General features: G+C 59.9%; 33 protein-coding genes and 1 pseudogene. 25 read left to right on the plus strand and 9 right to left on the minus strand.

Going from position 1 to position 26,155, the window contains the following annotated elements:
• Positions 1-82 precede the first annotated feature (82 nt).
• The 16 genes from AC56LY_RS20590 to AC56LY_RS20665 all read left to right on the plus strand — a co-directional run bounded on the left by AC56LY_RS20590 (position 83) and on the right by AC56LY_RS20665 (position 13,494).
• Entirely contained in the window at positions 83-1,387 is a 1,305-nt protein-coding gene (locus AC56LY_RS20590; RefSeq protein ID WP_499582744.1) for a tyrosine-type recombinase/integrase, read from the plus strand.
• 425 nt (positions 1,388-1,812) lie between these two features.
• Complete coding sequence (locus tag AC56LY_RS20595; protein WP_499582746.1) at positions 1,813-2,760, plus strand: hypothetical protein; 948 nt, start codon at positions 1,813-1,815, stop codon at positions 2,758-2,760.
• Between the two features lie 142 nt (positions 2,761-2,902).
• Positions 2,903-3,115 carry a DNA-binding protein gene (locus tag AC56LY_RS20600; protein ID WP_499582748.1) on the plus strand — a complete coding sequence of 71 codons (213 nt, stop codon included), beginning with the start codon at positions 2,903-2,905 and terminating at the stop codon, positions 3,113-3,115.
• A complete protein-coding gene (locus AC56LY_RS20605) occupies positions 3,108-3,545 on the plus strand; it encodes a helix-turn-helix domain-containing protein (RefSeq protein WP_499582750.1) in 438 nt (145 codons plus the stop codon). Before AC56LY_RS20600 ends, AC56LY_RS20605 begins: the two co-directional genes overlap by 8 nt.
• Positions 3,542-3,850, plus strand: a complete 309-nt coding sequence (locus AC56LY_RS20610) for a hypothetical protein (protein ID WP_499582752.1) — start codon at positions 3,542-3,544, stop codon at positions 3,848-3,850. Before AC56LY_RS20605 ends, AC56LY_RS20610 begins: the two co-directional genes overlap by 4 nt.
• A gap of 3 nt (positions 3,851-3,853) precedes the next feature.
• On the plus strand, positions 3,854-5,509 hold the full coding sequence (locus AC56LY_RS20615) for a DEAD/DEAH box helicase (RefSeq protein ID WP_499582754.1): 1,656 nt from the start codon (positions 3,854-3,856) through the stop codon (positions 5,507-5,509).
• Complete coding sequence (locus AC56LY_RS20620) at positions 5,496-6,422, plus strand: DUF7146 domain-containing protein (protein ID WP_499582756.1); 927 nt, start codon at positions 5,496-5,498, stop codon at positions 6,420-6,422. The genes AC56LY_RS20615 and AC56LY_RS20620 overlap by 14 nt, the downstream gene beginning before the upstream one ends.
• Entirely contained in the window at positions 6,409-6,678 is a 270-nt protein-coding gene (locus AC56LY_RS20625; protein ID WP_499582758.1) for a hypothetical protein, read from the plus strand. The genes AC56LY_RS20620 and AC56LY_RS20625 overlap by 14 nt, the downstream gene beginning before the upstream one ends.
• Entirely contained in the window at positions 6,665-7,081 is a 417-nt protein-coding gene (locus AC56LY_RS20630) for a hypothetical protein (RefSeq protein ID WP_499582760.1), read from the plus strand. Before AC56LY_RS20625 ends, AC56LY_RS20630 begins: the two co-directional genes overlap by 14 nt.
• A 10-nt stretch (positions 7,082-7,091) precedes the next feature.
• The gene (locus tag AC56LY_RS20635) at positions 7,092-7,403 is read left to right on the plus strand and encodes a hypothetical protein (RefSeq protein WP_499582762.1); all 312 of its coding nucleotides are present in this window, start codon (positions 7,092-7,094) and stop codon (positions 7,401-7,403) included.
• Positions 7,404-7,417: 14 nt separating this feature from the next.
• Complete coding sequence (locus tag AC56LY_RS20640; RefSeq protein ID WP_499582764.1) at positions 7,418-7,756, plus strand: hypothetical protein; 339 nt, start codon at positions 7,418-7,420, stop codon at positions 7,754-7,756.
• Between the two features lie 9 nt (positions 7,757-7,765).
• Complete coding sequence (locus AC56LY_RS20645) at positions 7,766-9,475, plus strand: hypothetical protein (protein WP_499582766.1); 1,710 nt, start codon at positions 7,766-7,768, stop codon at positions 9,473-9,475.
• Between the two features lies 1 nt (position 9,476).
• Positions 9,477-11,420, plus strand: coding sequence for a hypothetical protein (locus tag AC56LY_RS20650; RefSeq protein ID WP_499582768.1), 1,944 nt, complete (start codon positions 9,477-9,479; stop codon positions 11,418-11,420).
• A gap of 170 nt (positions 11,421-11,590) precedes the next feature.
• A complete protein-coding gene (locus AC56LY_RS20655; protein WP_499582770.1) occupies positions 11,591-11,839 on the plus strand; it encodes a hypothetical protein in 249 nt (82 codons plus the stop codon).
• 427 nt (positions 11,840-12,266) lie between these two features.
• On the plus strand, positions 12,267-12,437 hold the full coding sequence (locus tag AC56LY_RS20660; protein ID WP_499582772.1) for a YodC family protein: 171 nt from the start codon (positions 12,267-12,269) through the stop codon (positions 12,435-12,437).
• An 805-nt stretch (positions 12,438-13,242) separates the two neighbouring features.
• Positions 13,243-13,494, plus strand: a complete 252-nt coding sequence (locus AC56LY_RS20665; protein WP_499582774.1) for a hypothetical protein — start codon at positions 13,243-13,245, stop codon at positions 13,492-13,494.
• Between the two features lie 699 nt (positions 13,495-14,193).
• Here the strand turns inward: AC56LY_RS20665 and AC56LY_RS20670 are convergent.
• The 5 genes from AC56LY_RS20670 to AC56LY_RS20690 all read right to left on the minus strand — a co-directional run bounded on the left by AC56LY_RS20670 (position 14,194) and on the right by AC56LY_RS20690 (position 17,193).
• Positions 14,194-14,793, minus strand: coding sequence for a YjaZ family protein (locus AC56LY_RS20670; RefSeq protein WP_499582776.1), 600 nt, complete (start codon positions 14,791-14,793; stop codon positions 14,194-14,196).
• A gap of 159 nt (positions 14,794-14,952) precedes the next feature.
• A complete protein-coding gene (locus AC56LY_RS20675) occupies positions 14,953-15,153 on the minus strand; it encodes a DUF4224 domain-containing protein (RefSeq protein ID WP_499582778.1) in 201 nt (66 codons plus the stop codon).
• 28 nt (positions 15,154-15,181) lie between these two features.
• A complete protein-coding gene (locus tag AC56LY_RS20680; RefSeq protein WP_499582780.1) occupies positions 15,182-15,514 on the minus strand; it encodes an excisionase in 333 nt (110 codons plus the stop codon).
• Between the two features lie 107 nt (positions 15,515-15,621).
• On the minus strand, positions 15,622-15,954 hold the full coding sequence (locus AC56LY_RS20685; RefSeq protein WP_499582782.1) for a hypothetical protein: 333 nt from the start codon (positions 15,952-15,954) through the stop codon (positions 15,622-15,624).
• Between the two features lie 750 nt (positions 15,955-16,704).
• A complete protein-coding gene (locus AC56LY_RS20690; protein WP_499582784.1) occupies positions 16,705-17,193 on the minus strand; it encodes a helix-turn-helix transcriptional regulator in 489 nt (162 codons plus the stop codon).
• Positions 17,194-17,322: 129 nt separating this feature from the next.
• Between AC56LY_RS20690 and AC56LY_RS20695 the strand changes: the two genes are divergently transcribed.
• Positions 17,323-17,568, plus strand: a complete 246-nt coding sequence (locus AC56LY_RS20695; protein WP_499582786.1) for a hypothetical protein — start codon at positions 17,323-17,325, stop codon at positions 17,566-17,568.
• On the opposite strand, the gene AC56LY_RS20700 is transcribed toward AC56LY_RS20695, so the two are convergent.
• Entirely contained in the window at positions 17,565-18,155 is a 591-nt protein-coding gene (locus AC56LY_RS20700) for a recombinase family protein (RefSeq protein ID WP_499582788.1), read from the minus strand. The two genes, AC56LY_RS20695 and AC56LY_RS20700, sit on opposite strands and share 4 nt — an antisense overlap.
• Before the next feature lie 448 nt (positions 18,156-18,603).
• On the opposite strand from AC56LY_RS20700, the gene AC56LY_RS20705 reads away from it, so the two are divergent.
• A complete protein-coding gene (locus AC56LY_RS20705; RefSeq protein ID WP_499582790.1) occupies positions 18,604-19,731 on the plus strand; it encodes an ATP-binding protein in 1,128 nt (375 codons plus the stop codon).
• Here the strand turns inward: AC56LY_RS20705 and AC56LY_RS20710 are convergent.
• Together AC56LY_RS20710 and AC56LY_RS20715 are read right to left on the minus strand one after the other, a co-directional pair.
• A pseudogene (locus AC56LY_RS20710) lies at positions 19,728-19,908 on the minus strand (8-oxo-dGTP diphosphatase MutT); the annotation flags it as partial. The gene AC56LY_RS20705 and the pseudogene AC56LY_RS20710 overlap by 4 nt on opposite strands.
• Positions 19,909-20,110: 202 nt before the next feature.
• Positions 20,111-20,365 carry a helix-turn-helix transcriptional regulator gene (locus tag AC56LY_RS20715; protein ID WP_499582792.1) on the minus strand — a complete coding sequence of 85 codons (255 nt, stop codon included), beginning with the start codon at positions 20,363-20,365 and terminating at the stop codon, positions 20,111-20,113.
• A 417-nt stretch (positions 20,366-20,782) separates the two neighbouring features.
• On the opposite strand from AC56LY_RS20715, the gene AC56LY_RS20720 reads away from it, so the two are divergent.
• Both AC56LY_RS20720 and AC56LY_RS20725 read left to right on the plus strand, forming a co-directional pair.
• Entirely contained in the window at positions 20,783-22,306 is a 1,524-nt protein-coding gene (locus AC56LY_RS20720) for a recombinase family protein (RefSeq protein WP_499582794.1), read from the plus strand.
• On the plus strand, positions 22,306-23,838 hold the full coding sequence (locus AC56LY_RS20725; RefSeq protein WP_499582796.1) for a recombinase family protein: 1,533 nt from the start codon (positions 22,306-22,308) through the stop codon (positions 23,836-23,838). The genes AC56LY_RS20720 and AC56LY_RS20725 overlap by 1 nt, the downstream gene beginning before the upstream one ends.
• A gap of 45 nt (positions 23,839-23,883) precedes the next feature.
• On the opposite strand, the gene AC56LY_RS20730 is transcribed toward AC56LY_RS20725, so the two are convergent.
• Positions 23,884-24,078, minus strand: a complete 195-nt coding sequence (locus AC56LY_RS20730; protein WP_499582798.1) for an Arc family DNA-binding protein — start codon at positions 24,076-24,078, stop codon at positions 23,884-23,886.
• A gap of 138 nt (positions 24,079-24,216) precedes the next feature.
• Here AC56LY_RS20730 and AC56LY_RS20735 point away from each other — a divergent pair, with 138 nt between their 5' ends.
• The 5 genes from AC56LY_RS20735 (at position 24,217) to AC56LY_RS20755 (ending at position 26,111) form a co-directional block, all read left to right on the plus strand.
• Positions 24,217-24,375, plus strand: a complete 159-nt coding sequence (locus tag AC56LY_RS20735; protein ID WP_499582800.1) for an Arc family DNA-binding protein — start codon at positions 24,217-24,219, stop codon at positions 24,373-24,375.
• Positions 24,376-24,561: 186 nt separating this feature from the next.
• Entirely contained in the window at positions 24,562-25,023 is a 462-nt protein-coding gene (locus AC56LY_RS20740; RefSeq protein WP_499582802.1) for a hypothetical protein, read from the plus strand.
• A complete protein-coding gene (locus tag AC56LY_RS20745; RefSeq protein WP_499582804.1) occupies positions 25,020-25,382 on the plus strand; it encodes a hypothetical protein in 363 nt (120 codons plus the stop codon). Before AC56LY_RS20740 ends, AC56LY_RS20745 begins: the two co-directional genes overlap by 4 nt.
• Positions 25,379-25,723: a hypothetical protein gene (locus AC56LY_RS20750; RefSeq protein ID WP_499582806.1), complete on the plus strand. Its 345-nt coding sequence runs from the start codon at positions 25,379-25,381 to the stop codon at positions 25,721-25,723. The genes AC56LY_RS20745 and AC56LY_RS20750 overlap by 4 nt, the downstream gene beginning before the upstream one ends.
• A gap of 103 nt (positions 25,724-25,826) precedes the next feature.
• Complete coding sequence (locus tag AC56LY_RS20755; RefSeq protein WP_499582808.1) at positions 25,827-26,111, plus strand: hypothetical protein; 285 nt, start codon at positions 25,827-25,829, stop codon at positions 26,109-26,111.
• The last annotated feature ends 44 nt before the right edge of the window (positions 26,112-26,155 follow it).

Raw genomic sequence — 26,155 nt, forward strand, 5'->3', positions numbered from 1 at the left:
ATGAGTATTCCTCAGCATTCACTAATGTTGATATAATTTGCCTACATGGTGCCTACACTCGGTAACCTATGGAGGCATCACGATGGAAAAAGTACGTTTTACGAGCGACAAGGTCGCAGGATTTCAATGTCAACCCGGCAAGCAACAAACGCTTCACTGGGACGCTAAGACACCAGGACTCGGGCTGCGCGTCACGTCGAGCGGAGCGAAGTCATACATTTTCGAAACGCGATTGAACGGCAAAACGCTGCGCATGACTATCGGCGACGTCCGGACATGGACGATTGGCAGCGCCCAGGTTGAGGCGACACGTCTCAAGTCGCTTACCGACCAAGGTATTGACCCTCGCGCGCTGCTCGCGGCAAAAGAAGCTCATCGTGTGGCAACCGAAGCCGCCGCTGCGGAGTCGGCCATCCGGGACTCGGTAACCCTCGGCGACGTCTGGCCTCTATATGTCAGCGACCGCGAATCGTCTTGGTCCGAGCACTCTATGCGAGATCACCGCAACGCCATGCAGGCCGGCGGCGAAAAGCGGAAGCGGAGCCCAAAGCTGACTGTCCCAGGGCCTCTTTCATCGCTAAGCAATGTCCGCCTGGTCGACCTGTCAATGGAGCGGCTAGAGGCCTGGGCAAAGATTGAGGCGAAGACCAGGCCGGCAAGCGCGCGCTCGTGCATCAGAATGTTGAAAGCTTGCCTCAACTGGTGCGCAACGCATGAGACATACGGGAAAATCGTTCAGGTGAACGCGGCGAAAAGCAAAAAATTGCGCGAGCTCGTCGGAAAGCCTGGGGTTAGGGATGACGTTCTCGGCAAAGAGCAGCTACACGCATGGTTCGAGGCAGTTCAACAGCTCAGCAATCCGGTTATCAGTGCATACCTTCAAAGTCTACTGCTGGTGGGTCCGCGTCGCGAGGAGATGGCAGAGCTTCGTTGGGCCGACGTTGATTTCCGGTGGAACAAGTTAAAGCTGAAAGACAAGATTGAAGACTTTCGTCTCGTGCCGCTAACGCCTTATGTTGCGCATTTGCTCATGCAGCTACCGCGCCGGAACGAATTTGTCTTCTCTAGCCCGACTGCAGCCGCTGGTTACCTTGCTGAACCCCGGCACGCGCATAATGAAGCGCTTCAAGCCGCGGGGCTTCCACACGTTACCTTGCATGGTCTGCGCCGGTCATTTGCAACGCTATCGGAATGGGTCGAGGTGCCGGCCGGAATCGCCGCCCAAATTCAAGGGCATGCTCCGCAAGGAGTGCGCGAGCAAAACTACATCCGTCGGCCTCTGGATCTGCTGCGAAAGTGGCACATCAAAATCGAAGAGTGGATGCTGGCCGAGGCTGGAATTGAGTTTATTCCAGTGACGCCGGGGTTGAAGGTGGTTCAAAAGTGAGCAATTTCGGGCAGATATAAATTCGATTGGCTACCTAAGTTACTGCGCTACCGCAGCGACCTCTAGCCCAGGAATCGATTTATGACGACGAAATTTGCAGTTCCAAGCGCCCTCGCGATCATCGCCGAAGGGCGCGATCATATACAGACCGTTGAGTTCGCCCGAGCAACTAATCGCTCAAGCCAGACGATACGGAAGAATTATTGTCTCACTGGCGAGTGCTACGGCATCCGGCCAGTGAAATTCGGCAACCGTTTGCATTGGCCGGTCGCGGCAGTCGCCGCGCTACTGTCAGGGTTTCAACCTGGTTGAAGCGGTAGCAAGTTTAAAGCGCCAGTCTAGTTTTAGCGGACGAAAAGCCGGACTCCTTCACCGGCCTGACTGGCGCCCCAACACATGAGGGCTGACACCTGAAGGGGTGCCGAATGAACAAACTGCCTTATTGGATAGCTGTTGAGGAGGGGACGCCAGTTAGGTTCTCCGATCTCTCTCACATGATTGCGCATGCTCTTCATCCGTCGGAAGAGGAGTTGATGAGATACGGCGCTGCACGCGTTAACCTTGATGCGGAGCTTCGGGAAGCAGTTCGTAACGGGGAACTTATCGTACGCAATCGCGCCGGTTTTGGCCGCCATAAGTTTCCTGAAGGTGCTGCGCTGCTCGATAGCGTTGTCTTTCCTCATGACCTGGTCATTTTTCTAAATGATCGCGGGATAGACGTGCGGCTGGTGCCACATGGTAGCGGTCCTGAACTTTGGACTCTCGAAAATGCTGCGCTCGCATTGGCCGAACAGCTCAGGTTGACCGACGAATCAAGAGGTACTTTACTGGATCAGATGGTAGTGGGTGCGAACGATGGCAGTCTGACCGTCAGGCATCCGCATACGGATCTGCCCACCAATACCGGAAGCGTCCGTACGTACTATGAGCTGGTAACCCCAAAAGACCTTAACAGATGGCTCAGCAGCATTGACGCGCCCTACCAATGGGAATGTAACGGAAGCGGCGAGTTAGACGAGCCTGCGGTAATAAAAACTCAAACTGTGCCGGCGTCCCGCGCGCCTGTGGTGGGAGGCTCAGCCAAGGCCCAGTGGACAGCTCAAGCTAGGGATCTAGCCGCAAAATACGTAGACGCCTGGCGTGCGGACGGGTTTGAACCAACTATCTCGGATGCGGCGGTTTATGTTGAGGGCGAGCTATTTATTAAATCGATCTTCAATACGCGAGGTGGGGTCATCGATTGGGCAACGATCAAACGGGAAGCGCTTACAGGGATCACGGAGCGACGGCCCGGTGAAAAGCGCTCCGGTCGCAAAATTCCCAAGGGACAACGTCAGGGAATGCCTATGAGTCGGGGACTCCCCATACGTTGAGCATTAGGGGAAACGAAAATATCTCTAATTTTCAAAGGCTTATGTGAGTTTTTGGGACTGAGCTATTGGGCTTTTGGGGAGTTTTCCCCTCATTTCTAATGAATCATCTTCAACACGCAGCAATGCGAAAGGATGATTCGAGATGCAAACCACGCTGTTTCAACCCATCGAAAACGAGACCCGCAGCCACGTAGATACCGCGTGCGCTGCATTCCATCTCAACCGCCGTCCCCAGACCATGCGAGTCTGGGCGACATACGAAACCGGATCGATCCGCCCCATTCGTATCAACGGCCGGCTGGCCTGGCCAGTTGCTGAAATCAAACGCCTTCTAAACGGAGGCGCAAATGTCTAAGCGCGCAAACGAAAGCGCCTCCACGGTGGGAGGCGCTCATGTCGATCAGGCTGGCGGGCCTGAGGCGACTGGACAAAGCAAAGTTCTCAACTGCAGTTCGAACAATATCACAGCCGTCTGTGAAGAGCTTGCACAAAATGGAATAGCGCTGCGAGATGCTTCGGGTGCTACGCAGTTGGACACTCTACGACGCGTGCTGGAGTTCCGCGGCGCGCGCGGGCTCAATACCTATGAAGGAACGGCGGCCGGCTACCTGCGCTTGGCCACCCGGGTGAAAGAGCTCAAGGACAAATGGGACATCCATGCTCTGCGTGAGGACGTCATCGGTCCCGACGGTCTGCTGCACAAGGGCGTGGCTCGGTATGTACTGCTCGGCCGCCGCCAGGATGTGCTGATCGCCCAAGGTCAGCTTCAACTGGGGGGCGCATGAACACCCCGACCCTGACCGTTAAGAACTGGGACACCTTCCAGCATTATGGCAAGCGTAACCCTCCCTGGATCAAGCTGCATCGAGCAATCCTGGACGACTACACCTTCTGTGCTCTGCCGGATATCTCAAAGGCGCACTTGATGTTGTTGTGGCTGTATGCAAGCCAGAACAACGGTACGGTCCCGCATGACGTCTCTTTCCTCGAGCGAAAGCTATCGATTGCCAATCTGGACATCGAAGTGTTGATCCAGCACGGCTTCTTGCTCCAAGGCGGCGCCGCTAGCGTCAAGCTTGCGAAGGGATAGCACATGGACAACACATCAGTCGCTAGCACAGTGCTAGCGCCGCGCTATCCATTGACCTGCAGCTCAGAAGAGTGCGCTAGCAGCTTAGTTGCAGCTCAGAAGAGAAGAGAAGAGTTAAGGACGAAAAACCCGCCCAGCCAAGGCGAGGGGAGTTCCGGATCTTTGACCCTGCGTCCGTATCAGACCGCGGCTGTACAAAACCTTCGCCGCGCCTTGGCCGGGGGGATTACCCGAGAGATGCTCTGCAGCCCGACCGGAAGCGGGAAGACCGAGATCGGCATGGCCCTGGTGCGCGGCGCCCGAGCGAAGCATAAGCGCGTGATCTTCCTGTGCAACCGCGTTCACCTGGTCGAACAAACGGCGCGCCGGTTCACGAAGGCCGGAATCGCGCACGGCATCATTCAGGGCGAGAACACGACCAGGGTCTACGAAAGCGTGCTCGTGGCCAGTATCCAGACTGTGGTCCGCCGCGGCATGCCGGACGTTGACCTGATCATCATCGACGAGGCGCACACGGTCGCAGGCTCGAAGGAATACCGCTCGGTGATTGCCGCCGCCAAGGGTGTGCCGGTGATCGGCCTGTCGGCCACGCCGTACGCCCGAGGCCTGGGCAAGCACTATGACGAGCTGGGCGGCCCGCTGTTCGAGCACATGACGGTGGCGGCGACCATCCCGGACCTGATCGAGGCCGGCTATCTGGTCGACTGCGACGTGTACGCACCGAGCGAGCCAGACATGACCGGCATCAAGCAGGCACGCAACGCGTTCGGCGACATGGACTACGCCGACGCCGACGTGGGCCGCGCGGCTGACAAGCCTGAGCTGGTGGGCGACATCGTGACGCACTGGCTGCGCCTGGCCGCCGGCACGCGGACTGTCTGCTTCGCGGCGAACATTGCCCACAGCAAGCACATCGTCGAGCGCTTCCAGGCTGCCGGCGTCAGCGCCGAGCACATCGACTGCTACACCGACGCCGAGGAGAGGCGCGCGATCCTGGCCCGCATGGAGGCAGGCGAGACGATGGTCCTGTCGAATGTGGGCATCCTCGCCGAAGGGTGGGACTTCCCGGCGTGCCGCACGCTCATCTTGGCGCGGCCGACACGCTCCCTGATCCGGTACATCCAGATGGCTGGCCGGGTGCTGCGCCCGCACGCTAGCAAGAAACGCGCGCTGATCCTCGACCACTCCGGAACAGCGACCCGGCTCGGCTTCCCTACCGAGGAGTTCCCGCTCGAGCTGGATGACGGCACGCCTCGCGATTCAAAAGGCGCACAGGAGGTGCGGGAGAAGCCGCTACCGAAGGCCTGCCCGTCCTGCAGCTACCTCAAGACGGTTCACAAGTGCCCGGTGTGCGGGTTCGCTCCAGAGCGCCGCGCCAACGTCGATGTGCGCGCCGGTGACCTGGTGCGGATCGCGAAGAAGGCCAAGGCGCCGAAGATGGACAAGCAGGCTTTCTTCTCCCAACTGCTGTGCATCGCCTCGAGCAAAAATTACAAGCCGGGCTGGGCAGCGAACAAGTACCGCGAGTATTTCGGGGTATGGCCGCGCGGCCTGCGGGAAGTCATGGCGCACGAGGCCGGCTCGGTGGTGACGGGGTTCCTCAAACACCTGCAAATCCGCGACGCCAGGGCGAAAGGGGGGGAGCATGCACGCGCTTAAACCCCGCACCGCCGACGAAGCGGTCGGCCGCTGGCCCGGCATCCTCCAGTCCCTGGGGCTCGACCCTGCATTCCTGAGCAACAAGCACGGGCCTTGCCCGATCTGCTCCGGGAAAGACCGGTACCGATTCGACGACAAGGGCGGGCGCGGCACCTGGATCTGCTCCCATTGCGGGTCAGGCGATGGCTTCAAGCTGCTGCAAGGCGTTCTCGGCTGGTCGTTCAGCGAGGCCGCCAAGCAGGTCGACCGGATCGTCGGCACGGTGCAGGCGGGCCCGATCGCGCCGGAGCGCACCGACGCCAGCAAGATTCGCGCGCTGACCCAGGTATGGGAGGGGAGCCGGCCAGTAACGCGCGGCGACCCGGTGTGGCAGTACCTGAACCGGCGCTTGGGCCTGGAGATCGTTCCCGCCGATCTGCGGCTGCACCCTGCGCTGCGCTACACCGATGAGGATGGCCGCGACTTGGGCCGCTTCCCGGCGATGGTGGCCAGGATCAGGTATCCAGATGGCACCGGCGCATCGATCCACCGCACCTACCTGACGGAAGACGGGCACAAGGCACCGGTACCACAGGTCAAGAAGATCATGGCCGGCAAACCGCTTAATACGGGCGCTGTGAGGCTCGGAGCGGTCGGGATGACACTTGGTATAGCCGAGGGCATAGAAACGGCTCTAGCGGCCTCTCAGCGCTTCCGCGTGCCTGTGTGGGCTGCGACCAATGCCGTTTTGCTCGAATCATGGGTCCCGCCCGAGGGAGTGAGGCGGGTTCTGATCGCCGGCGACAACGACGCCAGCTTCACCGGCCAGGCCGCCGCGTTCTCACTGGCCCGCCGCCTGGTCCGGGATGGGATGGCCGTCGAGATCCACCTACCCGACCAGATGGGGAGGGACTGGGCCGATGAAGGTCAGTAAGCAGTTCCTCCGCGACTTCGCGTACATCGCCAACCTGTACGGCTGGACCGCCGATGACGTCGAGGACGCCAAAGCTCAAACGAGATCGAACCCTGGGGAAATGGTCCCGTACTGGACACGCCTCGCGGCGGCGCACCGGGCGGGCTACCAGCAAACCCGCGAGAACAACCACATGCGGCTCGGACAGTGGCTGCAGCTCCGAGCGACCGGCACCGCAGGGGATATTCAATACAAGGAACACGATGAAGCGCAATAGCACCAAGGAACGAATCGCTAATTGGGCCAGGTGGGCACGCGGCGGCGCGCCGGTCGCCTCCTCCAAGAACCTGACTGGGACCGGGAACGTCTGCGATCGAATGCGCATCGCGGCCGAGGGCGCACTGTTTGTCCCGAGCAGCGGCGATCGGCTGGACGGTGACGACGCCGCGCTCGTCGAGCAGGCGTGGAAGCGGCTCACGCCCATGCATCGCGAGCTGCTGCGGTGGCATTACATCCGGAACGCCAACCCGCAGATGATCTGCCGGCGCCTGGGCATCAAGCCACGCCCGGCAAGCATCTTCGATATCGAGCTGGCCCGCGCCGAGGCAGAGCTGGCGCGCGTGATGGCCTCGCAGGCGAACGAGGCGGCAGGCCTCGCCCGGCCGCGCATGGCGTCATGAGGACGGCGCCATGGCTACCGCTTCCGACGCAATCCTGGTTCTTCTCGCAGAGTTGGACCGCAGCACGCAGCCGCCGGACGCGGTAGAGGCATTCCGGCAACTGCTGCTGCAGAAGATGACCGACCTGATGACCGAGGGGGAGCGCCGGGTGCATTTCGCGCGGCACCTTCTCGGGCTGGGCACGCCTCGTTCGATGATCCGTGCGCGCTTGGAGGTCCGCTACAAAGTGGGCCGTACGCAGGCATATCGCGACATTGAGCAGGCGCTGCAACTGTCCCTTCCGAATGGGACGAAAGAGCGTTTTACTGACACTTTCCAATGAACAGGAGTTACCCCATGATGGAGTTCGTCTTCTTCGGCGAGGAATTGCCAAACCTTGCCCCCGACATCATCGGCCACGTATTCGACGCCGAGGGCGAAACGTGGGCCAGCATGCTCGACGTCACCGTCGCCCTCATGGAGGGGAAAGACGTCACGGTGCGCCAGGCCTCCGCGACGGAGCTGGCCCGCGCCGAGGCGCTTATCCACCTGCATTTTGCCGGCCTGCAGATTGTCCAGTGCGCACATTGCCTGCTGGAGCAAGAGGGCCAGGACGCCGCCAATACTGCCGTGAACCGAATGCTCGAAATGTTCCATTCGGCCGATGACGTGACGTATCACCTTCTCGATCAGTAAGGGGATGTCATGGGACTTCTCGACGGATTTATCAACATGACACCGGAGCAAAACAGGAGCCTGATGGCGGCATCGGCAAAGATGCTCGAACTGTCCGGACCATCACGCACGCCGCGCAGCTTCGGGCAGATTGCCGGGGCCGCATACGGCACCTTCAATGACACCATGGACGAGCAGCAGCAGCGCGCCGCGTTGCAGCGTCAGCAGGCGCTGACGGAGCAGATTCTAGGATGGAAGGCCAAGGACGCCGAGTCCGATTACGGCGCGCAGCAAGGCGGGCGTGAGCGTGAGGCACGCATCGCAAAACGATTGGCGGGCATGTTCGGCGGTGGCGCTGATGCCGGCGGCGGCGATCCCGGCCAGGGCGTGCCGAACGGTTCTCCACAAATGAGCCAGATGGCGACACTGACGCGCCACGGCATGACCCCTGGGCAGGCTGCAGCGATCGCTTTCGGCGGCGGGGGTGCGCAGGGCCAGCAAGGTATGCCCGACGTGGGTAGTCAGGAATGGATGCAAGGCATCCAGCAGCAGGCAGGCATGACACCTAGTGGTATGGCTCGCCCAGGCCCCGGCCCCGGTGCCGGCCCGGTGGGTGGGCAGCCCGGGCCGGCACCGGGGCAGCCAGACTGGTTCGCTATGGGTATGCCGCCGCAGATGGCACTGGGCATGCAACAGGGGAAGAAGGTCAACCGCACCCAGGAAATGGTCAGCAACATGATGACCAAGGCGCAAATCCAATTTGAGGAGGGCGACTCTGCCGGGCTCGAGAAGACACTCGACCAGATCCAGAAGTTCCGGCCGAATGCGATCTGGAAGGAAGTCCGGCAGGGCGGCAAGGTGGTCAACATGCCATTCTTCGATGATGGTCTGCCCGGTGAGGCATCAGACGCGGAGGTGGCCGCAAAGCTGCACTGGGAAGACACGGGCCCGTCTACTTTCGGACTCGACGCTTACGACGGCTCGATCAAGGCGCGGCTCCAGAATGGCATGACGCCTGACGGCGCCGCGGACAATGCTGTGGCACGTGAAAACCTGCGGCTTTCTCGCGAACGGATTGGCCTCGAGCGTGAACGTGTGGATCAGGGGCGCGGCACCGTCGTTCAGTCCGACGCGGGGCCGCTGGTGGTCAACACTCGCACTGGCGTAGGCGCGCCCGTCATCGGCCCGAATGGCCAGGCCGTTGGGCCAAAGCTGCGCGACGTCCCCGGCACCGCGCGGAAAGCGATGTTCGAGAATGGCGCGGCGCTGCGAAAGATCGACGACGCACTTGCTGCGATCGAGTCCTATCCCGAGGCACTGGGCCTGAGCAACTACCTGGGCGACGGCATCCGCCAGCGTACGGACCCTGATGGCGTGAATGTGCGCGCTCTCGTCGCCGACATTGGCTCGCTCAAGGTTCATGATCGATCCGGCGCAGCCGTCACGGCGTCCGAGACACCTCGCTTGAAGCCATTCATTCCGGCTGCAACCGATGACGTGAAAACGGCAAAAAAGAAGCTTGGCTTGTTCAAAAACGAATACGCCGCGATTCAGAATGACATGAACGAAACGTACTCCCGTGAGCAGGGATACCGGACGCCCGAGACCCCGAAAGCTAGGGTCGATGTTTCAGCGATTCCATCCCGTGCGATCGGGCACTTGAAAATGGACCCAAAACTGCGAGACGCATTCGACGCCAAGTACGGCGCCGGCGCGGCCGCTGCGGTACTGAGGAAATAAGATGGCAAATCCATTCGACCAATACGACGCGCCTGGTACCAGCGCCGGCGCAAACCCGTTCGACCGCTACGACGAGCCGGTCAAGCGAACGATGGCGCCGCGCCAGCAGAAGGGGACGGCCCGCAGCGCGATCGAAGGCGGCGGGCTGGGCATCGCTGACCTGGGTAACTTCGCTCTCAACGCAGCCTCCTACCTGCCCGGCAAGGTCACTGATGCAGTCCGTGGCGCGCTACCGGCCGAACACCGCATGCGCGTACCGGACATTTCGCAGATGACGCGCACGCGCAACGCCGACTTTGACGCGCTGACCGAGGAGAACAAGGACTCGACCGCGTTCAATATGGGGCGCATCGGTGGCAACATCCTGGCGACACTCCCAGTCGGCGGCACGCTCGGCGCAGGCACGCGCGCTGCGGCGCCGATGCTGGCTCGGGCCGGAATGTCGGCCCGGACTGTCGAGGCGCTGTCCAGCGCGCTCGCATCGGGCGGTTTCCGCGTGGGCCAGAACGCACCACAAAGTGCGGCGCTGACCCTGGCCCTGCGCGCGGCAGGCGGCGGCGCCACCGGTGCAGCGTCGGCAGGCCTGGTCAATCCTGATGATGCGCTGACGGGCGGCTTGATCGGCGCGGCGCTCCCGCCTGGACTGGCTGCCATTGGCAAAGCCGGGCGTACAGCGGCACGAACGACGCAAGCTGTCGTGAAGCCCTTCACTCGCAATGGCCAGGCTTCGATCGCAACCGACCTGATCCGCCGGTTCGGCGAGGGCGCGCCGATCGACGTCAACATGTCGCAGTTGGTCCCAGGCTCGATGCCTACGCTGGCCGAGGCAACCGGCAACGCTGGTATCGCCGGCCTGCAGCGCACGGCGCGTGACCTGCGGCCGAACGCCTTTGTCGAGCGGGAGGCACTGAACGCGAACGCCCGGAACACGGCATTCGACCGCGTAGCCGGCGATCGTAGCTCAATCGAAGCGGCGCAGGCTGCGCGCGACAATACCGCCGATGCCCTGTACGGCCGCGCATTCACAGCGGATGGCATGCGGCAGGGCCTGGCCCGTGAGTCGCAGCAGATGCGCTCGCCGTTTTCCGGCGTCGGCCTGTCGGGCGCGCCGGAAGATTTGGCCACGCCAGGGCTGCGCGAACTGATCCAGCGCCCGATGTTCAAGCAGGCTGCCGGCGCGGCACAGCGCCTGGCCGCGAACAACGGCGTCGACCTGGCCGACCCACTTCAATCGCTCCAGGGCCTGCACTACATCAAGCTCGCACTCGATGACGCGCTCAACCCAGCCGCCGCAAGTGCCATGGGGCGCAACGAGACGCGCTCCATCATGGGCATGCGTGACAAGCTGTCCGAGGAGCTGGCGAAGGTGTCCCCAACCTACGGCGCCGCGCGGCAGACGTTCGCCGAGATGAGCCAGCCGATCAACGCCATGGAGGCGCTGCAGGATCTGCGCCTGACGGACGCGCGCGGGAACATGACGCTGGCCAAGGTGCAGAACGCCATCGACGGCGTCGAGCGCGTCCGCAACGCACCTGGTGTGCACAAGGCGAAGTCGATCGACGAGGATCAGCTGCGTACGCTCACGGCGATCCGTGACGACTTGCTGCGCCAGGACAAGCTCGGTGCCGGCAAGTCGGCCGGATCGCCCACCTTCCAGAACATCGCCACAGACAACATCCTGGCGCAGATGATGCCGGGCAAGCTGGGAGGGCTGGTCAATGGCCGCGTGGGCGACGTGCTGGGCCAGATCGGCAAGCTCGCATACAGCGGGCCGAACGAGAAGATCCGCAACACGATGGTCGACATGATGCTGGACCCGAGCCTGCTACCGCCAGTCGCGCCGCCGCGCCCGCTGACGCTGCAGGAGATCAGGGCTCAGTCTGTTCGCGATCTGCTGGGTTCGGCGGGTTATCGGGCGGCGCCCCAGGTGGGTTCTTCCCGGTAATCAGGACGTAGAAGAAATTCCAGAAGAATGCGAGTACGAGCAGGGCAATCGCCTTGTACAGCATGTAATCAGTCAAACCGGCCTCCAGAGTTGGCAATAGTCGACCGCTGGCTCTCGAGGCGATCCACCCGGGCGGGCCTCCCCGGGCCCTTACCCGAACACACTATCACATGACAACAGAGCAACTTAAAAAACCATCGCGCCGGTATAGCGCCGAGCTGCTGGAGCTGCACAAGGTCCGCATGAAGGATGCCGGGTTCCGTCGCATGTCGGCCTGGGTCAGCAACGCGCTGCGCGACAAGCTGGCCCAAGAGCGGCGCCAGGGGGAGTGCGCAGGCCGCACCCTTGAGCGCCTGCTGCTGGGAGAGGCGGCCAAGCGCCCTGCATTCGGCTACGGCTCGACGGAAGGGAAGCCGTAGCGAGGAGAGGGCCGGTGACGCCATTTATGGCCGACATCGCCCGCGTGCGCATGCGTGAGGGCGGAAGGAGTTTCCCTACGCATCGCCCGCGCGCCTGTGCACGCATGAGGGAGTTTCGAGACGGATCGCCCGCGTGTGCGCGTGTGAGGGTGGCAATAACCGCCGACATCGCCCGCGCGTGTGCATGCGCACGAGGGGGCAATATCCGCACCAGTACGCAGGCGGGCGTGCGCGCGTGAGTGCGCACCGAAGGCGACAGGTAGCACCCACCAGGCGCAGGTGCGTGTAGGGGGGGGTACGGGGCATCGGTGACAAGCAGACAGCCTTGCGCATCATTTGTGGAAATACAACGCTGTAAAAGTATTGTCTACGGAGCAATAATTAATAAATATATAATGTTTTCTCCAACAACAATCAAGGAGAAAACATGTTCGAAATAGGTGAAAAGGTCCGCCTCAAAAGCGGCGGCCCTGTAATGACGGTGGAAAATGTCGGCGACTACACGCTGTACAACCCAGGTGCGAAATGCGTCTGGTTTGACGACAAGAAGAAATTGCAAGATTCAGTCTTTGACGTAAAAGTGCTCGAAAAGGTATAAGCCTTTTCTGAGGACAGAGTCAGCCCGCCTTGAGCGGGCTTTATTTTGAGTCGCTCGTATGTAGCATCAGCGCGCTCGCGGGTAAATGCTCCAGCTGACAGTGTCGTGCTCAAGGCAAGATCCTGGCCGCTGCCGAATACGACGTGTAGGAGGGCTGGGCGATCGAGCTACTGGGCCAGTACGCTATGTTTGCGGCACGCCATGCTAAGACGATTCAGGCTTGGCCCAAATAGCGATACGCAACGGGCCGCCTTCGATCAGCACACGTTGAACTACCGGCTGCGGCACGTTTTCCAATCGCATTACGCGCATGCCAGCATCCAGTCCAAACGAGGTTGTGACATCAACAGCTAAGTCATCGTATGCGGCAGTGAGGTGGTCGGTTCGTTGTTCCATAGGTTGATTATGGCACCGCGCACAGCGTGATCCGATTGGGCGGGCAAAATCATGATGTCCGCATGATCTACGTCAATTTTCACCCTGTAGCTGCTCTGCCAGTACGCGGAGTGCGGTGCTCGTCATGCGAAGACAGTCCAGGTGTGGCCGAAGTAGCACCGCGACGAGGCCCGCGGTCGATGAGGGCGCGCTGCACGACGGCCAGCGGCACGTCCTGCTCATGAAGGGTCTGCACTCCGGCGCCGAGGCCGAACGCTGCAGATATATTTACCGCCAGGTCGACGTGCACCGCGGTAAGGCGATCAGTTCGTTTTTCCATGGGCAGATTATAGTGATTTAGCTCAAGGCTCGGTTTGATCAATGTCAAAGTATGCACTGATATACTGTATGGATGAACAGTAATTCGCGCATGCGATTCAAGCCGCCGCTCACCCGCGCTGACCTGGTCGCCATTCAAGAGCGAAACCCCGGGAGCGCCGACGTGCGTGCGCTGTTGTGGGAGGTGAAGCGCTTCCGCGCGCTTGCACTGTACGTCGACCAGCTGCAGCGCATCCTGGGAACCCTGCCCGGCCCACAGGGCGACGTGCTGGAAGCGATCCGCGCGCAGCTCGAGAGCGAACCCTGCGTGAAGGAGTTCCCCCGGCTCCCGCCTAGCGTCTGATCGTAGGGGTTTCCGCACGCATCGCCTGCGCGCACGCACGAGGGGGAATACTTAGTGTCCAAAAAAAGGCCGAGCGTCAGAGTGTGCAGCGAGTTTCGGGACCAGTACGCGCACGCACGCGAGGTGGGTACTTTTTAGAGCCCATAAAAAGGCTGCGCCGGACAGGGCTTCCACGCCGGCGGCCGGCCATCTCGGAGCAGTACGCGGCGCGCGCGCGAGTGCGCAATTCTTTCAGTCCAAAAAAAAGGGGCCGATCCTGAACGTTCCGCGCGCGTACGTGAGGGGGAACGCGAACCGGCACAATTTTGTGCCCGTTGAAGTCTTAGTGGGCGGTCTGGCGGATGCATGTTCCGTGCGCATGACGGAGACCGTGCGTGAAGGATTTCCGCAGCAGCTGGTTAGAAATCATGCCAATTGAGCTGACCGTCACGACTACGCTACATAGCATTTTGTCACAAATTAGTGGGAGTTCTGCGGCCCCCTAAGTGACAAAAAAATGCACTAGTCGTGACAAAAACAGTGAAGTTTGATATTCTGGACCCATCAAAGCATTGCGAAGGTTCCCCAGCCGATGAGAGGAACCACCCGCCACAAGCAATTGTGGTCCAGCTAGGTCTGGGTAAGAGGGATCGGACCGCATCAAGCAAAAGCCTCCCTTGTGGAGGTTTTTGTCTTTCTGGCGCTGTCACGACAGGTTGCTTACTTCCTCTTGATCTTCGACTTCGGCCCCTTTGGCTTGGGCTTGATGGCGCCGGCGAGCTGGCCGCAAATCTGTCCAAATGCCACAAACCGCTCGCGCTGCTTGGCGAACGGCTCATTTTTCAGATATGCGCTTTGGACGTACAGGATCAGCACAGGAGTTTCTCCGGGCGGCTGAATTGCTGGCTTGTAGAGGTCAAAATACACCTGATAATGTTCTTCATCGCCGGCGTCGCCCACCTCCCACACCATGTAATTGTTCTTCTTGGCAACGTAGCATTTGACCTTACCCATAGGGAGGCCGCTGAGAATGTCCGGAAGACGCAGGGAATACTGATAACGCTCCAGTTGAAAACGGCGATTGGCTCCGCCCAGGTCGCGCCAGTACCGAGGGTCAGTAGCGGCATATTCCTCGGCTGCTTCTGTCACTACATGGCAGTCGAATACCACGCGCACGGTCAGGCGCAGCTCGGGCCACTCACCTCGGGCTTCTTTCACCACCTCCATGTCGAACGACCGCAAATGTTCGAGCGAGTACATTGTCCCGTCGATCGTGCGATCTTCCCACTTTTCCCACTGTGATTCCTTGCCCTTGTGCATTGCTCCGGCGCCCAAATCTTTTCTTAGAGGCACATGATACAGAGGAGTGCCAGTGCCGCGCGGGATTGAATTTGCACCCTCACTGGAATAGACGCCTAGCCCTAGGTACAGGAATGATGCAAATGCGCTACTGATCGCAGTGGAATATTAAAAGGGTCATCACCGAGGCGGTGGCTCCCATGTCTTTTTAAGTACGATTGGAGCATCACTACGCGGCCCTTCGATAGCTGCCACGCTCACCACGGGCTTGCCAACCGCGTTGACCCAGAACGGCAGGCCCATCCCGCGCAGCACCTCGATTTGCTTGGATTTGATCTTGCGGCCGGTGAGAGTGACGAGCTCGTCTTGGGTGAGAAACATGTTCGACACGAAGGTTCTTTAGGTGAGATTAATCAGGGACGTAGGCGGCATCCTTGCGGACGTTCCATGACTTGCCGACCTTTATCGGTTGCGGGTAGATGCGCCCGTCATGGACCCAGCGCAAAACAGTGTTGGGGTGTGGTGCATGTTCGCCGAGGAGCAGCGCAACCCAAAACGTGAGTGGTATGAATCGAGGTAGCCCGATCATGTCTTCCGGCAGGAGATGCATGGAGCCGTACGGTGGCGCCGGTGTCGGGGCTGATTTTTGAGCCTGCATTTCCGCTCGATATTTCAGGACCCATTCGACAAGCGACTCCTTCTGCTTCGCTGGCTTTCTCAGCTTAGTTTTTCCTGTTGTCATCGCTGCATTATGCGACCAGTACCCGCGCCTGCGCGTGTGCGAGGGAGATAACGTGCAGGGAAGGGATTTGCCGCCGACATCGCGCGCACGTGCGCGCGTGAAGGCGATCAGCGCAATGGAGCATCCGTAGGTGCATCGGCAATCGGGGAGCGCTGGGAGGCCTGAGCGTAGCGGTTGCCTTCAAGCTTCTTCTGCATGCGTGACCGCTCAAGGTCATCAAGTCGGTCGGCTACTGTAGCAATCCGGTCATAAGCTTTTTCAAGAAAATTTTCGACAGGATTATCCGATAGCCACTTTTCAATCAGCGCATCGCACTGTTCCCTGTCATCGCGGATTTCTTCGCTGAGTTCTTTGTAGAAGGCCTGGCGATTTGCACCTTTTATCTCAAGGGCGAGCTTGCGCACTTCCGCTGCGAGCAACATTTTTTGGACATCTTCCATGTGGTTCTCATGTGATTTTTGGAAACAGAAGAGTAGCGTAAACCGGGGGCGCAGTTCAGCGGCTGAACAGTTGAGGGCTGGAATTAACGAAGGCAGGATAGGGGACTTGGCACCAAATGTGCTACAGCCAATCGGTTGCGAGACCATTTCGCGCGCTCGCGAGGGCGAAGGGCTCAAGGCGCCGGACTTGTCAAAACTTGACATCGCTGATCGGTGCCGGGTTTCCGCACCAGGTGCGTGCACATGTGATGGCGGATAGGGCGAGCAGGCCAGATGTTAAGATTTGTTAAGGTCCAGAACCTGACAAAACCTGACATTGACCGGCCGGCGCGTGATGGCGAATGTCAAGGTTGCATCAAGGGTAGCGCCGTCTGCCTCCTCCTCGCCAACGTAAAACAAAGGTAAAAAATGGCAGGCCCGGCCGCGCGACGTAAGGGTTTTACGACTTGGTCGTAATGCTCGGAGTCCATAAAAAGGGCCGCCTCCCGCCTGATGGCCGACAGCAACGTTTCAGCAAGGGTTGAGCCGGAACCTGAAAAAACCTGAAACCCAAGAGACCGCGCCTGTTAATAAATGTTAAGGTCGCGGCAGTTCAGCCGCTGAACAGTCAGCGACCAAAATTAACCATGGCAGGATAGGGGGACTGGCACAAATGGAGTACAACGCCTCGACTTCCGCGACCAGTACGCGCGTGCGCGAGGGCGGCCGGCGCGCCAGGCGCGGACAGGCTAGTGAAGAAGCCGGCGCCAGCTAATCCTTGTCCTGGTACTTGCTCACCCACGCCAGCACCTCGGCAGCACGGTATAACCACGGGCCACTAGCGACCGGCAGGCGGACCGCCTTCGGGAAGTCTGGCAGGCAGACAATACGGTTGCGCACTTGGCTCTCGTTTCGCTTCAACAGGCGCGCGATCGTGGCCACATCCCACAGGTCGATCTCGATCGGGATGGGTGGCGGTAGCTGCGCAGCCAAGGCGACCGCCAATTTCTCGATCAGCGCATCATCGATCACCGGCCCGCCTGCTTCGCTGGGCCAGCGGCCAATGCTTGGCGGGGCTGGCTGATTATCCATCCAGGCCCGCACGTCCTCGACCCGCCAAGCAGTGATGCCGGCAGAAAGCTTGATCGGCGCCGGGAAACTGTGATCGCGCACGCGTCGCCACAGAGTCGCGGCCGAGAACGGTAGGATGCCGGCCAGCAGCTGGGCCTGGCGAACATACCCGGTGGTCGGCAGTGTCATTGGTCGCGGCAAGAAGTAAGTGTTGGCATCGACGCGCCGAAATCGACGCTGGCGCGCCGACCCATAAATGCAACGGTGATAATTCGTATTATTATCGTTACCATCTGTGACCAACTGAACGAGGAAAGTATGAAAGTCAAAGACCTGATCGCAAAACTTAGCAAACTCGATCCGAATCTGAAAGTGGTTTGCATTGGAGATGGATCAGAGCCTCTTCACAACGACTATCCGGGTCCCTTTGAGATCGTGGATGTCAACTCCCAGAAAGTCGTGACCTCTCGCGATGAAAACTCAAATCGCGTTTCCATCAAGTTCGACCATACAGCTCCGGGCGCATGGGATGTGGCCTTAATTGAGATCACCTCCGATATTTAGTCTGCAGCAACATTGATGCCGACCGGCTTCACGACACGCATGACGCTAGCGCGGGAAATGCCGAAGGTACGCGCCAGGGCGCTGATCGATTCGCCGGCCTGATGTTGCCTGGCCATTGCCGCGCGCTGCTCGTCGGTCGTACTGGTCGGGCGGCCCAAGGTCTTGCCCTCTGCCTTCGCGCGCGCCAGCCCGGACTGGGTGCGTTCCACCAGCAGATCGCGTTCCATCTCGGCGACGGCCGCCAGCATGTTAAGCATGAGCTTGCCGGCGGCACTGGTCAGGTCCAGCTTGCCCAGCTGCAGGACGATGACCTCGATGCGGCGCGCGGCCAGCGCTTTGATCGTGGCGCCGATGTCCTGGGCATCGCGACCGAGGCGGTCGAGCTTCGTTACCACCAGCGTCTCCCCGTCGCGGATCTGGCTGAGCATTTTGGCGAACTGCGGGCGCTGGGCTGCCGAGACCTTGCCCGACACGCCTTCATCGGCGTACCAGAAATTGACTGCGTAGCCGGCCACCTCAATCTCGCGGCGCTGGTTCTCCGTCGTCTGTTCTTTTGTGCTGACCCGGCCGTATCCGAAAACTGCCATTTTGCTCTCCGTCATGCGTTGATCTGTGTTCGTTAACGTTGATCTTACATATGAACATGTTCAAAAGTCAAATGGATAATTTATGAACAGTTTTTGAAACTGCCTTGATGGATGTTCAAAAACGGTCGATTGTGAACAGGTCTGAAATGACGTTCGCCGACCGCTACCTAGAGAAATGGATGGGAGAACAGGGGAGCGGAAAAAATAGCACGCTAAGGGCATTCATGCGTTTGCAACGGCCGAAATTACCCGTTGTCGATCTTCCGGTTTTTATGCCAGACGTATCCGGACACCTTGATCCAAATTCACGTGTCAGAACGGGGACGCTCCAAACAGATTGGGCTGGGCGCTTGGGCCGGTGAGAAATACGCCATCTGCCGAGGAAGAGTTGCTCCGGTTCAGGACAACCACTAAAATTCTGGGATAATCGACTACATAAGGCCGACACATGAGGCTCGACCAGTTCATCCGCTCGCGCATGGAAGCCATCCTCACGGATTGGGAAGCATTCGCAAAGACCCTCACACCTGCCGCCAATGGCATGAGTGCGCTGGCCCTACGCGATCACGCGCGCCAGATTCTCCAGGCCGTCGCCAGCGACATGGCAGAGCACCAAAGTGAAGCCGAGCAGCGCGCCAAGTCGGAAGATCTGGAGCCCGGTCGCAATGAAGACAGTGCGGCTTCGATTCACGGCTCGCTTCGTCACGCCAGCAACTTTTCGTTGCTCCAGCTTAGTTCGGAATATCGCGCCCTGCGCGCCACCGTACTACGCCTGTGGTTGCCCGAAGTGCGCGAGATGGATGACGATACGGCGCAGCAGATGATCCGCTTCAACGAAGCCATCGACCAGGCGCTGGCTGAATCGGTGGTGACGTTTTCGGCGCGTTCCGACCATATGCGCGACATGTATATGGCGATCTTGGGCCATGACCTGCGCGCGCCGCTGTCGACCATGGCCAACGCCGGCGAACTGATGCGCCTGAGTCCGCATCTACCCGATCAGGCACGCGAACTCGGTGAACGCGTCGGGCGCAGTGTAAAGCTCATGAGCGCCATGGTGCAAGACCTGCTAGGCTACACCCGCACCCAGCTCGGTGGCACCATGCCGGCCACGTGCATGGACGCCGATATGGCCCAGGCCTGCAAGTGCGCCATGGAAGACGCCATGGCCACCCATCCCGATCGCCGCTTCGACCTGCGCGCGGATGCTTCAATGTCTGGGAAATTTGACCAGGTGCGCATACACCAACTCCTGACCAACCTGATGATCAATGCGGCCCAGTATGGCGTCAAGGGCACAGCCGTGTGTATTCGCGCCTCGGGTACGCCAGACGTGCTCAAGGTCGCGGTCACCAACCAGGCCCCACCCATCCCTGCTGGGCAACTAGCAAAGATCTTTGATCCGATGGTGCAACTGCCCCAAAAGGACGACGATGCACGCCCGGCCACCAGCCTCGGGCTCGGGCTATACGTCGCGCGCGAAATCGCGCTGGCGCATAAGGGCACACTGGAAGTGACGTCTGACGCCGAGAGCGGCACCACCTTCACTGCTACCATACCGCGCCAGCCAGCTTAGGATGCAGCAGGATAACGGAGCTGGTCGAGCCACTCAAACAGCGGTGCGAGACGCCCACCGTATCCTGCCACGCAAAGGCCTGGCCTTCCAAGCTTTGCGGCTCCCCCCCCACACGCGGCTTATGAAAAAATGCAGGCGCAGGTAGGCGTGCTCGTGTACGTGCTCTACGCCGCGCCACTGGCTTGAACATCAAGCAGGCTCATTCCAACAGGCTACCGGCAGCGCGCGTAGCATCTGGTGCGCCGGCGCAAAGCTGCATGGGTTTGGCCGATCCAGAGTTGGATCGGTTGAAATCTCAGCCCGTTAGCCGCCGCAAAATTGCGTTGGCTAAATCTCGCGGCACAATTTTGCGCTGTCAGCCGGTCCAATTTTGGATTGGCTACTCTGCCTGCAATCCCTCTGCCCACTGAATGACCTCGCGCGCCTTGTACAGCGGGTGCGCGCGCTCCTGGTTGGCGTTGAGCTTGATCGGGCGCGGAAAGTCCGGGCGCACGATGATCTTATCGCGTACTGTCGTGTACGACCGCTTCAGATAGGCCGCGACATGCTCGGTATCCCATAGATCGACTTCAATCGGGATCATTCTCTCTGTGAGCTTCTGCAGAATTGCGGCGAGGAGTTCTTTTTCAGTCATATAGTTCAGGCCCGGTTCAATGGTGTTCGGTATCTTCGCCTAAGCGGCACCTAGGCTTAGAGCATTACACAGTGCGGGCATTGAAGTCGATAAGCCGGCGGCTGCGAGCATCGAGACATCCGATTGGAGCGTGTGCGATTACCTAACGCGGCGATGGGGCGAGTTTAGGATGGGGCACCTGGTCAGAGCATCGGCGAGGTGGATATGACAGCAGCTCGAGCGCGACTTCAAGCGCAATGCCGTTCTCTTCCAAGAAGTATGCAGCGAACAGCGGGCCCTGTAGGCGGGAAAGCTCTAAAGCAGCGGCGAGCAATAGTGGCGTCATTAGTCATCCGTGCGGCACCGTTGAACATCCTCCTATAGTCTCTCTATCGACAGGCTGGATCTTGAGCTACCTCAACTTGAGGAGACATAAGAATGGCGTTACATACCGATCGTGCAGTGATGTATGTCCGGATGTCGACAGAAAGCCAAGATTACTCCACTGACCATCAACGAGCGAAAATACGCGAGTACGCCGCAGCCCAAGGCATCCCGATCGACCGAGAATACGTTGACGACGGCAAGAGCGGGCTAGACATCAAACGACGTGCTGGCCTGCTATCTCTGATGCGTGACGTCCAGTGTTTGAGGCCAGGGTTTACCCATATCATCGTCTACGACATCAGCCGCTGGGGGCGGTTTCAGGACATTGACGAGGCGGCCTACTATGAACACACATGCCGGCGAGCCGGTATTGCCGTTGTCTACTGTGGCGAGCATTTCGGCGATGTCGCGGGGCCATATGCTTCGCTGCTAAAGAGCATGAAGCGCGTTATGGCGGCCGAATACAGCCGTGATCTTTCAGAAAAGGTATTCGCAGCACAAGCCAGGTTCATCGAGATGGGCTTTAAGCAAGGTGGCCATGCCGGTTACGGCCTTCGACGCCTAGCTCTGAAGGCATGCGGCACGCCGCGCGCCATACTCGAATATGGTGAGGCGAAGATCTGCGCGACAGATCGCGTCGTGCTGGTATGGGGCCCCGAGCACGAGATAGCGACGGTGAAGAGGGTTTATGCACTCTACCTCGAACATGGTTCCAGTGAAGCGGGCCTGGCGCGCCTGCTCAACAGTGAAGCGACACCCAGCGAGTTTGGCCGCCCCTGGACTCAGGCAATGGTTAATTCGTTGCTGACCAACGTGAAGTATTGCGGCGCGCTCGCCTACAACCGGCGCTCGTGCAAGCTCTCTGTCCGTCGCACTCGCAACGATACTGATCAATGGATCGTGAAAAAGGACGCCGTTGCCCCGATCATTAGTGTCGAGGTTTTCGATCAGGTCCAAACGGAACGATCTCGTCGCATGAGGCGCTACGAGCGGCATGAGCTGGTTGACCTCCTCCAGTCCTGTCACGGGCGGCACGGAGAGGTGAACGCGAAGATCATTGCGGCCGACTCGCTTATGCCCGATCCACAGCTATTCGTGCGCATGTTCGGGTCGCTCATGGATGCTTACGACGCGGCCGGCCTTCCCACCTCGCCGAAATATGCATTCGTAGCGACAAAAATGCGGCTTGCTACGGCACGTGTGAATCTTATTCAGAAGATTGCAACCCTTGCTCATGCAGCAGGCGGGGCCACTAACACTACAGATGATCCGCAAACGATCCTAGTAAATCAGACGCTCCATGTGCGGATCGAGATTGCTGTCTCGCGCAACCCTCGGCGTGGCCAGCGAAGTTGGAGAATTTGCGGCAAGACAGATATGGATTTCACCATCGTTGGTCGAATGGAGCCATCGATGGGCAGCGTTGTGGACTATTACCTATTTAGCGAGTCCGACTTGGCGCCTGGGCCAATCTACTTGAAGGAATCGAACCTCGACCAGTTCTCACGTATGCGATACCTGACGGTAGACTCGATGTTCGGTCTTGATGCTCTTGGCGATCTGGGGTCCCCGTGATGAAAACGTACGCTAGCCAAGCTGCACTCTACCTCCGCGCCTCTACCGAGCACCAGAACTACTCAACCGAGCATCAAGAGGCAGCGTTGCAAGAATACGCTATGGCGCACGGACTCACGGTCGTGAAGACGTATCGCGACAGGGGGCGGAGCGGGCTTACCCTGGATGGGCGAGCGGGTCTGCTCGAGCTACTCACCGACATTCAGGCCAGCCGCGCCGACTTCAACGTCGTTCTGGTGTATGACGTGAGCCGATGGGGGCGCTTCCAAGATGTCGACGAAAGCGCCTATTACGAATATGCCTGTCGGCGTGCCGGCATCGCAGTCGCCTACTGCGCCGAGCCTTTTACCAATGACGGATCGCCGCTGGCCGCGGTGCTCAAGGGCCTCAAGCGGGCCATGGCCGCCGAGTATAGTCGTGAGCTGTCGGCGAAGGTATTTGGGGCGCAGTGTCGCCTCACCGAAGCCGGGTTCAAACAAGGCGGCCTGGCTGGCTATGGTCTGCGCCGCATCGTGATCTCAGCTGCTGGCCAGCCAAAAGGCTTGCTCGACGCCGGCGAACGCAAATCCATGCCGACCGACCGTGTGACCTACGCTCGAGGGCCTGACGATGAGGCGGCCGTGATCTACCGCATCTACGACATGTATCTAGCTGAGCGCATGTCCGACACGGGCATCGCCCGCCGTCTCAACTGTGAGGGCGTCACGAACGGGTTCGGCCGAGCCTGGTCGCCGCACCACGTCAAGCAGATCCTCACGAACGACAAGTACGCCGGCACGCTAGTGTTCAACCGGAGCACACAACGGTTAAAAAGCTCGCGCCGGGCGAACGCACCCGCCTCATGGGTAAGGGTAGACGACGCCTTTGACGCGATTGTGTCTCGCGAAAAGCTGGAGGAGGCACGGGCTGAACGAAACCGCCGGCGCCGGCAATGGTCGGATGATGAAATGCTCGACGTGCTCCGACAGATATTCGTCGAGCACGGAAAGGTGACGCCTGATCTCATCAACACCAGCGGCGGTCCGGCGGTGAAGTCATACGCCTTCCGGTTTAATGGCATCGCCTCTGCCATAGGCCTAGCCGGCGTCAGTTGGCCATCGCTCACTCGTAGCACGATCACTAGATACCGCATGCGGTGCATCACGCGAGACATGACGATCGAGCTCGAGCGATGCGCCGCGGCGGCATACGCCCAGGTGGAGAAGCTCAGCCCTCGCACTTATCGCTTGAATGGAGTGACAGTGCGACTGCTGTGCACCCGGTGTCGCTTCGAGCGTAGTCATGCCTGTTGGAAGGTCACCCTATTGCATAGTCCATCTGTTGACTTCGTAATCTGGGTACGAGCCGCCTCATCCAATGAGGGGTATGAGCAGGTCTACCTCATCCCGGTTGCCGATTTCCCTGACCACAAATACATCTGGCCGTCGACCCGCACTCTAGCGAGGTACGAGAAGTACGCGCACCCCACGCTGTCCTCACTGTTCGGACTTCAACGTTCAGACGCCGGCTCTAGCATCAATCTAAACGGCTAGGCTGGCGGCCTGGTCCATTTGAGCGTGTTACGGCGGCTTCGGAGCTTACTTGTCGAGTGCGTTTCTTAGATTGGCAGCTACCCGATCGGCGATCGTATTAGCGAGAGCATCGACGTCTATGCCGACCGGCTCAATGGGGCCACTCACGGCCACCTGAAGTATTCCCAAAATCTCGGCATTCAAGCTACGACCGTTAATGCGCGCGCGTTCAGTGAGCTGATCACGCAGTTCTTCGGGCATTCGGAGCGGGTAGGGGATAGGTTGGGTGGCCATCTTCCAGAGGATAAGAGTCTTTTAGATACATAGCAAAGAGTCTTCTTGACTCTAAGAGTCTATTAGATTCTAATATGAATACAGTATCCAACTTCCGAGACCCTCATGGCACCCAAGCAGCAACCTCCTACCCCAGTCAGACTCCCCCAGGAACTCAAAGACTGGATCAAGGCACGGGCGGAAGCGAATTTGCGTTCGGTGAATGCTGAAATCACGGCGTTGCTCATGCGGGCTCGCGAGGTAGAGGAGAAGCAGGCCCAATGAAGAACGCTAGCAAACCAGGGCAAGTCATGAACTGAACCTAAGCCGAAATGAAAAAGGGCCAGCTGGCAGGCCGACCCTTTGGAATTTCTTTACAACCGTGCCCGGCGGAACCGGGAGGCTGCGGCCGAAACGTGGACTAGACGTTTGGGCCGCATCGGACAAGTGCATCTTTTTGAGGAGCAGCACATGAACACAACGAAGGTTAACACAAACATTGGCGGTGTGGCATCGCCAGAATCAAAAAAAGTCCATCCGGCACAGCATGTCGGACAGGGTAATTCCAAGCCCATCTTTCAGCGCACCGAACGCGCACCCTACGAGTTCGCACGCCTACTACGCGGATTGCCTGAATACCTGCACGGTGCACCCTTGGATGCTGAATTGATTGAACAGATCGAAGCGGCTGACAAGCACGCATCGAACAGCACACTCACCTTGCTGGATGGTCTCCAGGCGCTTGGCCGCGTTCTGTGGTCCGCTGGCGTCAATGAAGACTCTCCACCTGACGTCAATGACTGCGCGCGCATCGGCACGCTGGTGACCGAGATCGCCCTGCAGCTCGATTTCATGAACGATTTTCGCCAGGAGGTCGCTGCGCACAACGTTCGCATCGCCGAGAGCGGCGCGCGTAATGGAGGTCAGGCATGAGCGGCCCGAGCATCACCAGCGGCGCCGGTGCGGCGCCAGAGCAGGTCGAGCCGACCCATAAGCCGTTCTCGTGGCTGCATACGGAGACCGGCGACCGTAGCGCCAGATTCATCGAGAGGGTGCTCGATGTGTCCGGCGGCCTGAACACGTGTCTCGAGCTGGTTCACTCCACAGACTTGGCCCTCCACGCACGCACATGGGGAGACGGCGATGTGCCGGTCCTGGGCCGGGTCGACAAGGAGCGGCTGCTGCGCTTGGCGATCGCCGCAACCGGCATGCTGTCAGATCTCGCTCATGAGGAGGTGCAGTGGATCAACGACCAGCCGAGAAAGCAGGCCCGGAAAGGAGGTGGCGCATGAATACTCGTCACCTACAGCCTGTCCAGACGTCCGGCCTGTCCGTCGACAGCATCAACGTGGGCCAGCTGCTGCGCGATCTCGGCGAGGCCAGCGCTATTAGCAGCGCGGTCGACCTATTCGGGCTGTGCCTGCGAGCGCAACGCGTGCTGGCCCAGCTAGACGCCTGCGGCACACCCCTGCCGATGGAGGCGCAAGTGCTAGGCTACTTCCGTGCAATGCGCGACGATTGCCAGCCAGATGGCCTGTGCATGATGCAATCGCTGGCAGACGCATATCCACGCCAGCGGCCGACGTTGACCCTGGTTCAGCCAGGCCTGGGCTCGCTCGGAGGTTCGCGATGAGCCAACACGATGGGATGACGCAAAGGCCCGATGCCGATGTCGAGAAGATCGCCTGGTTTGCGCGCGTCTGGCGCCAGGCCGACAAGCAGGGAGGACAGGCTCAATGAATACCCGACGCCTGCAGCCGGCAGCGCCCAACAATTCCGGCCCGCTCCAAGTTGAACGCTTGATGGCTCTGGCTTTTTTCCCAGGCCGCGAACCACGCAGCGTCGAGTACCGCGAAGGCTGCCAGGCCGCGCTGGAATATCGCATTCTCGCTCGACGCATGAGCGCACCTTACCCAACGGGCTGCTGCGAAGCTGATGCGTGGCTGTCCGGTGCTGAAGAGGGGCACGCGATCTGGCGGCGCAAGTGCGAAGCGACGTCTAGTTCGGAGGCGTCCCAATGATCCGCGCCCATCGCTACAACGCGCTAACGAGCAGGCCGCGCGCA

The organism is Telluria sp. ZT3P25, from assembly GCF_059685895.1.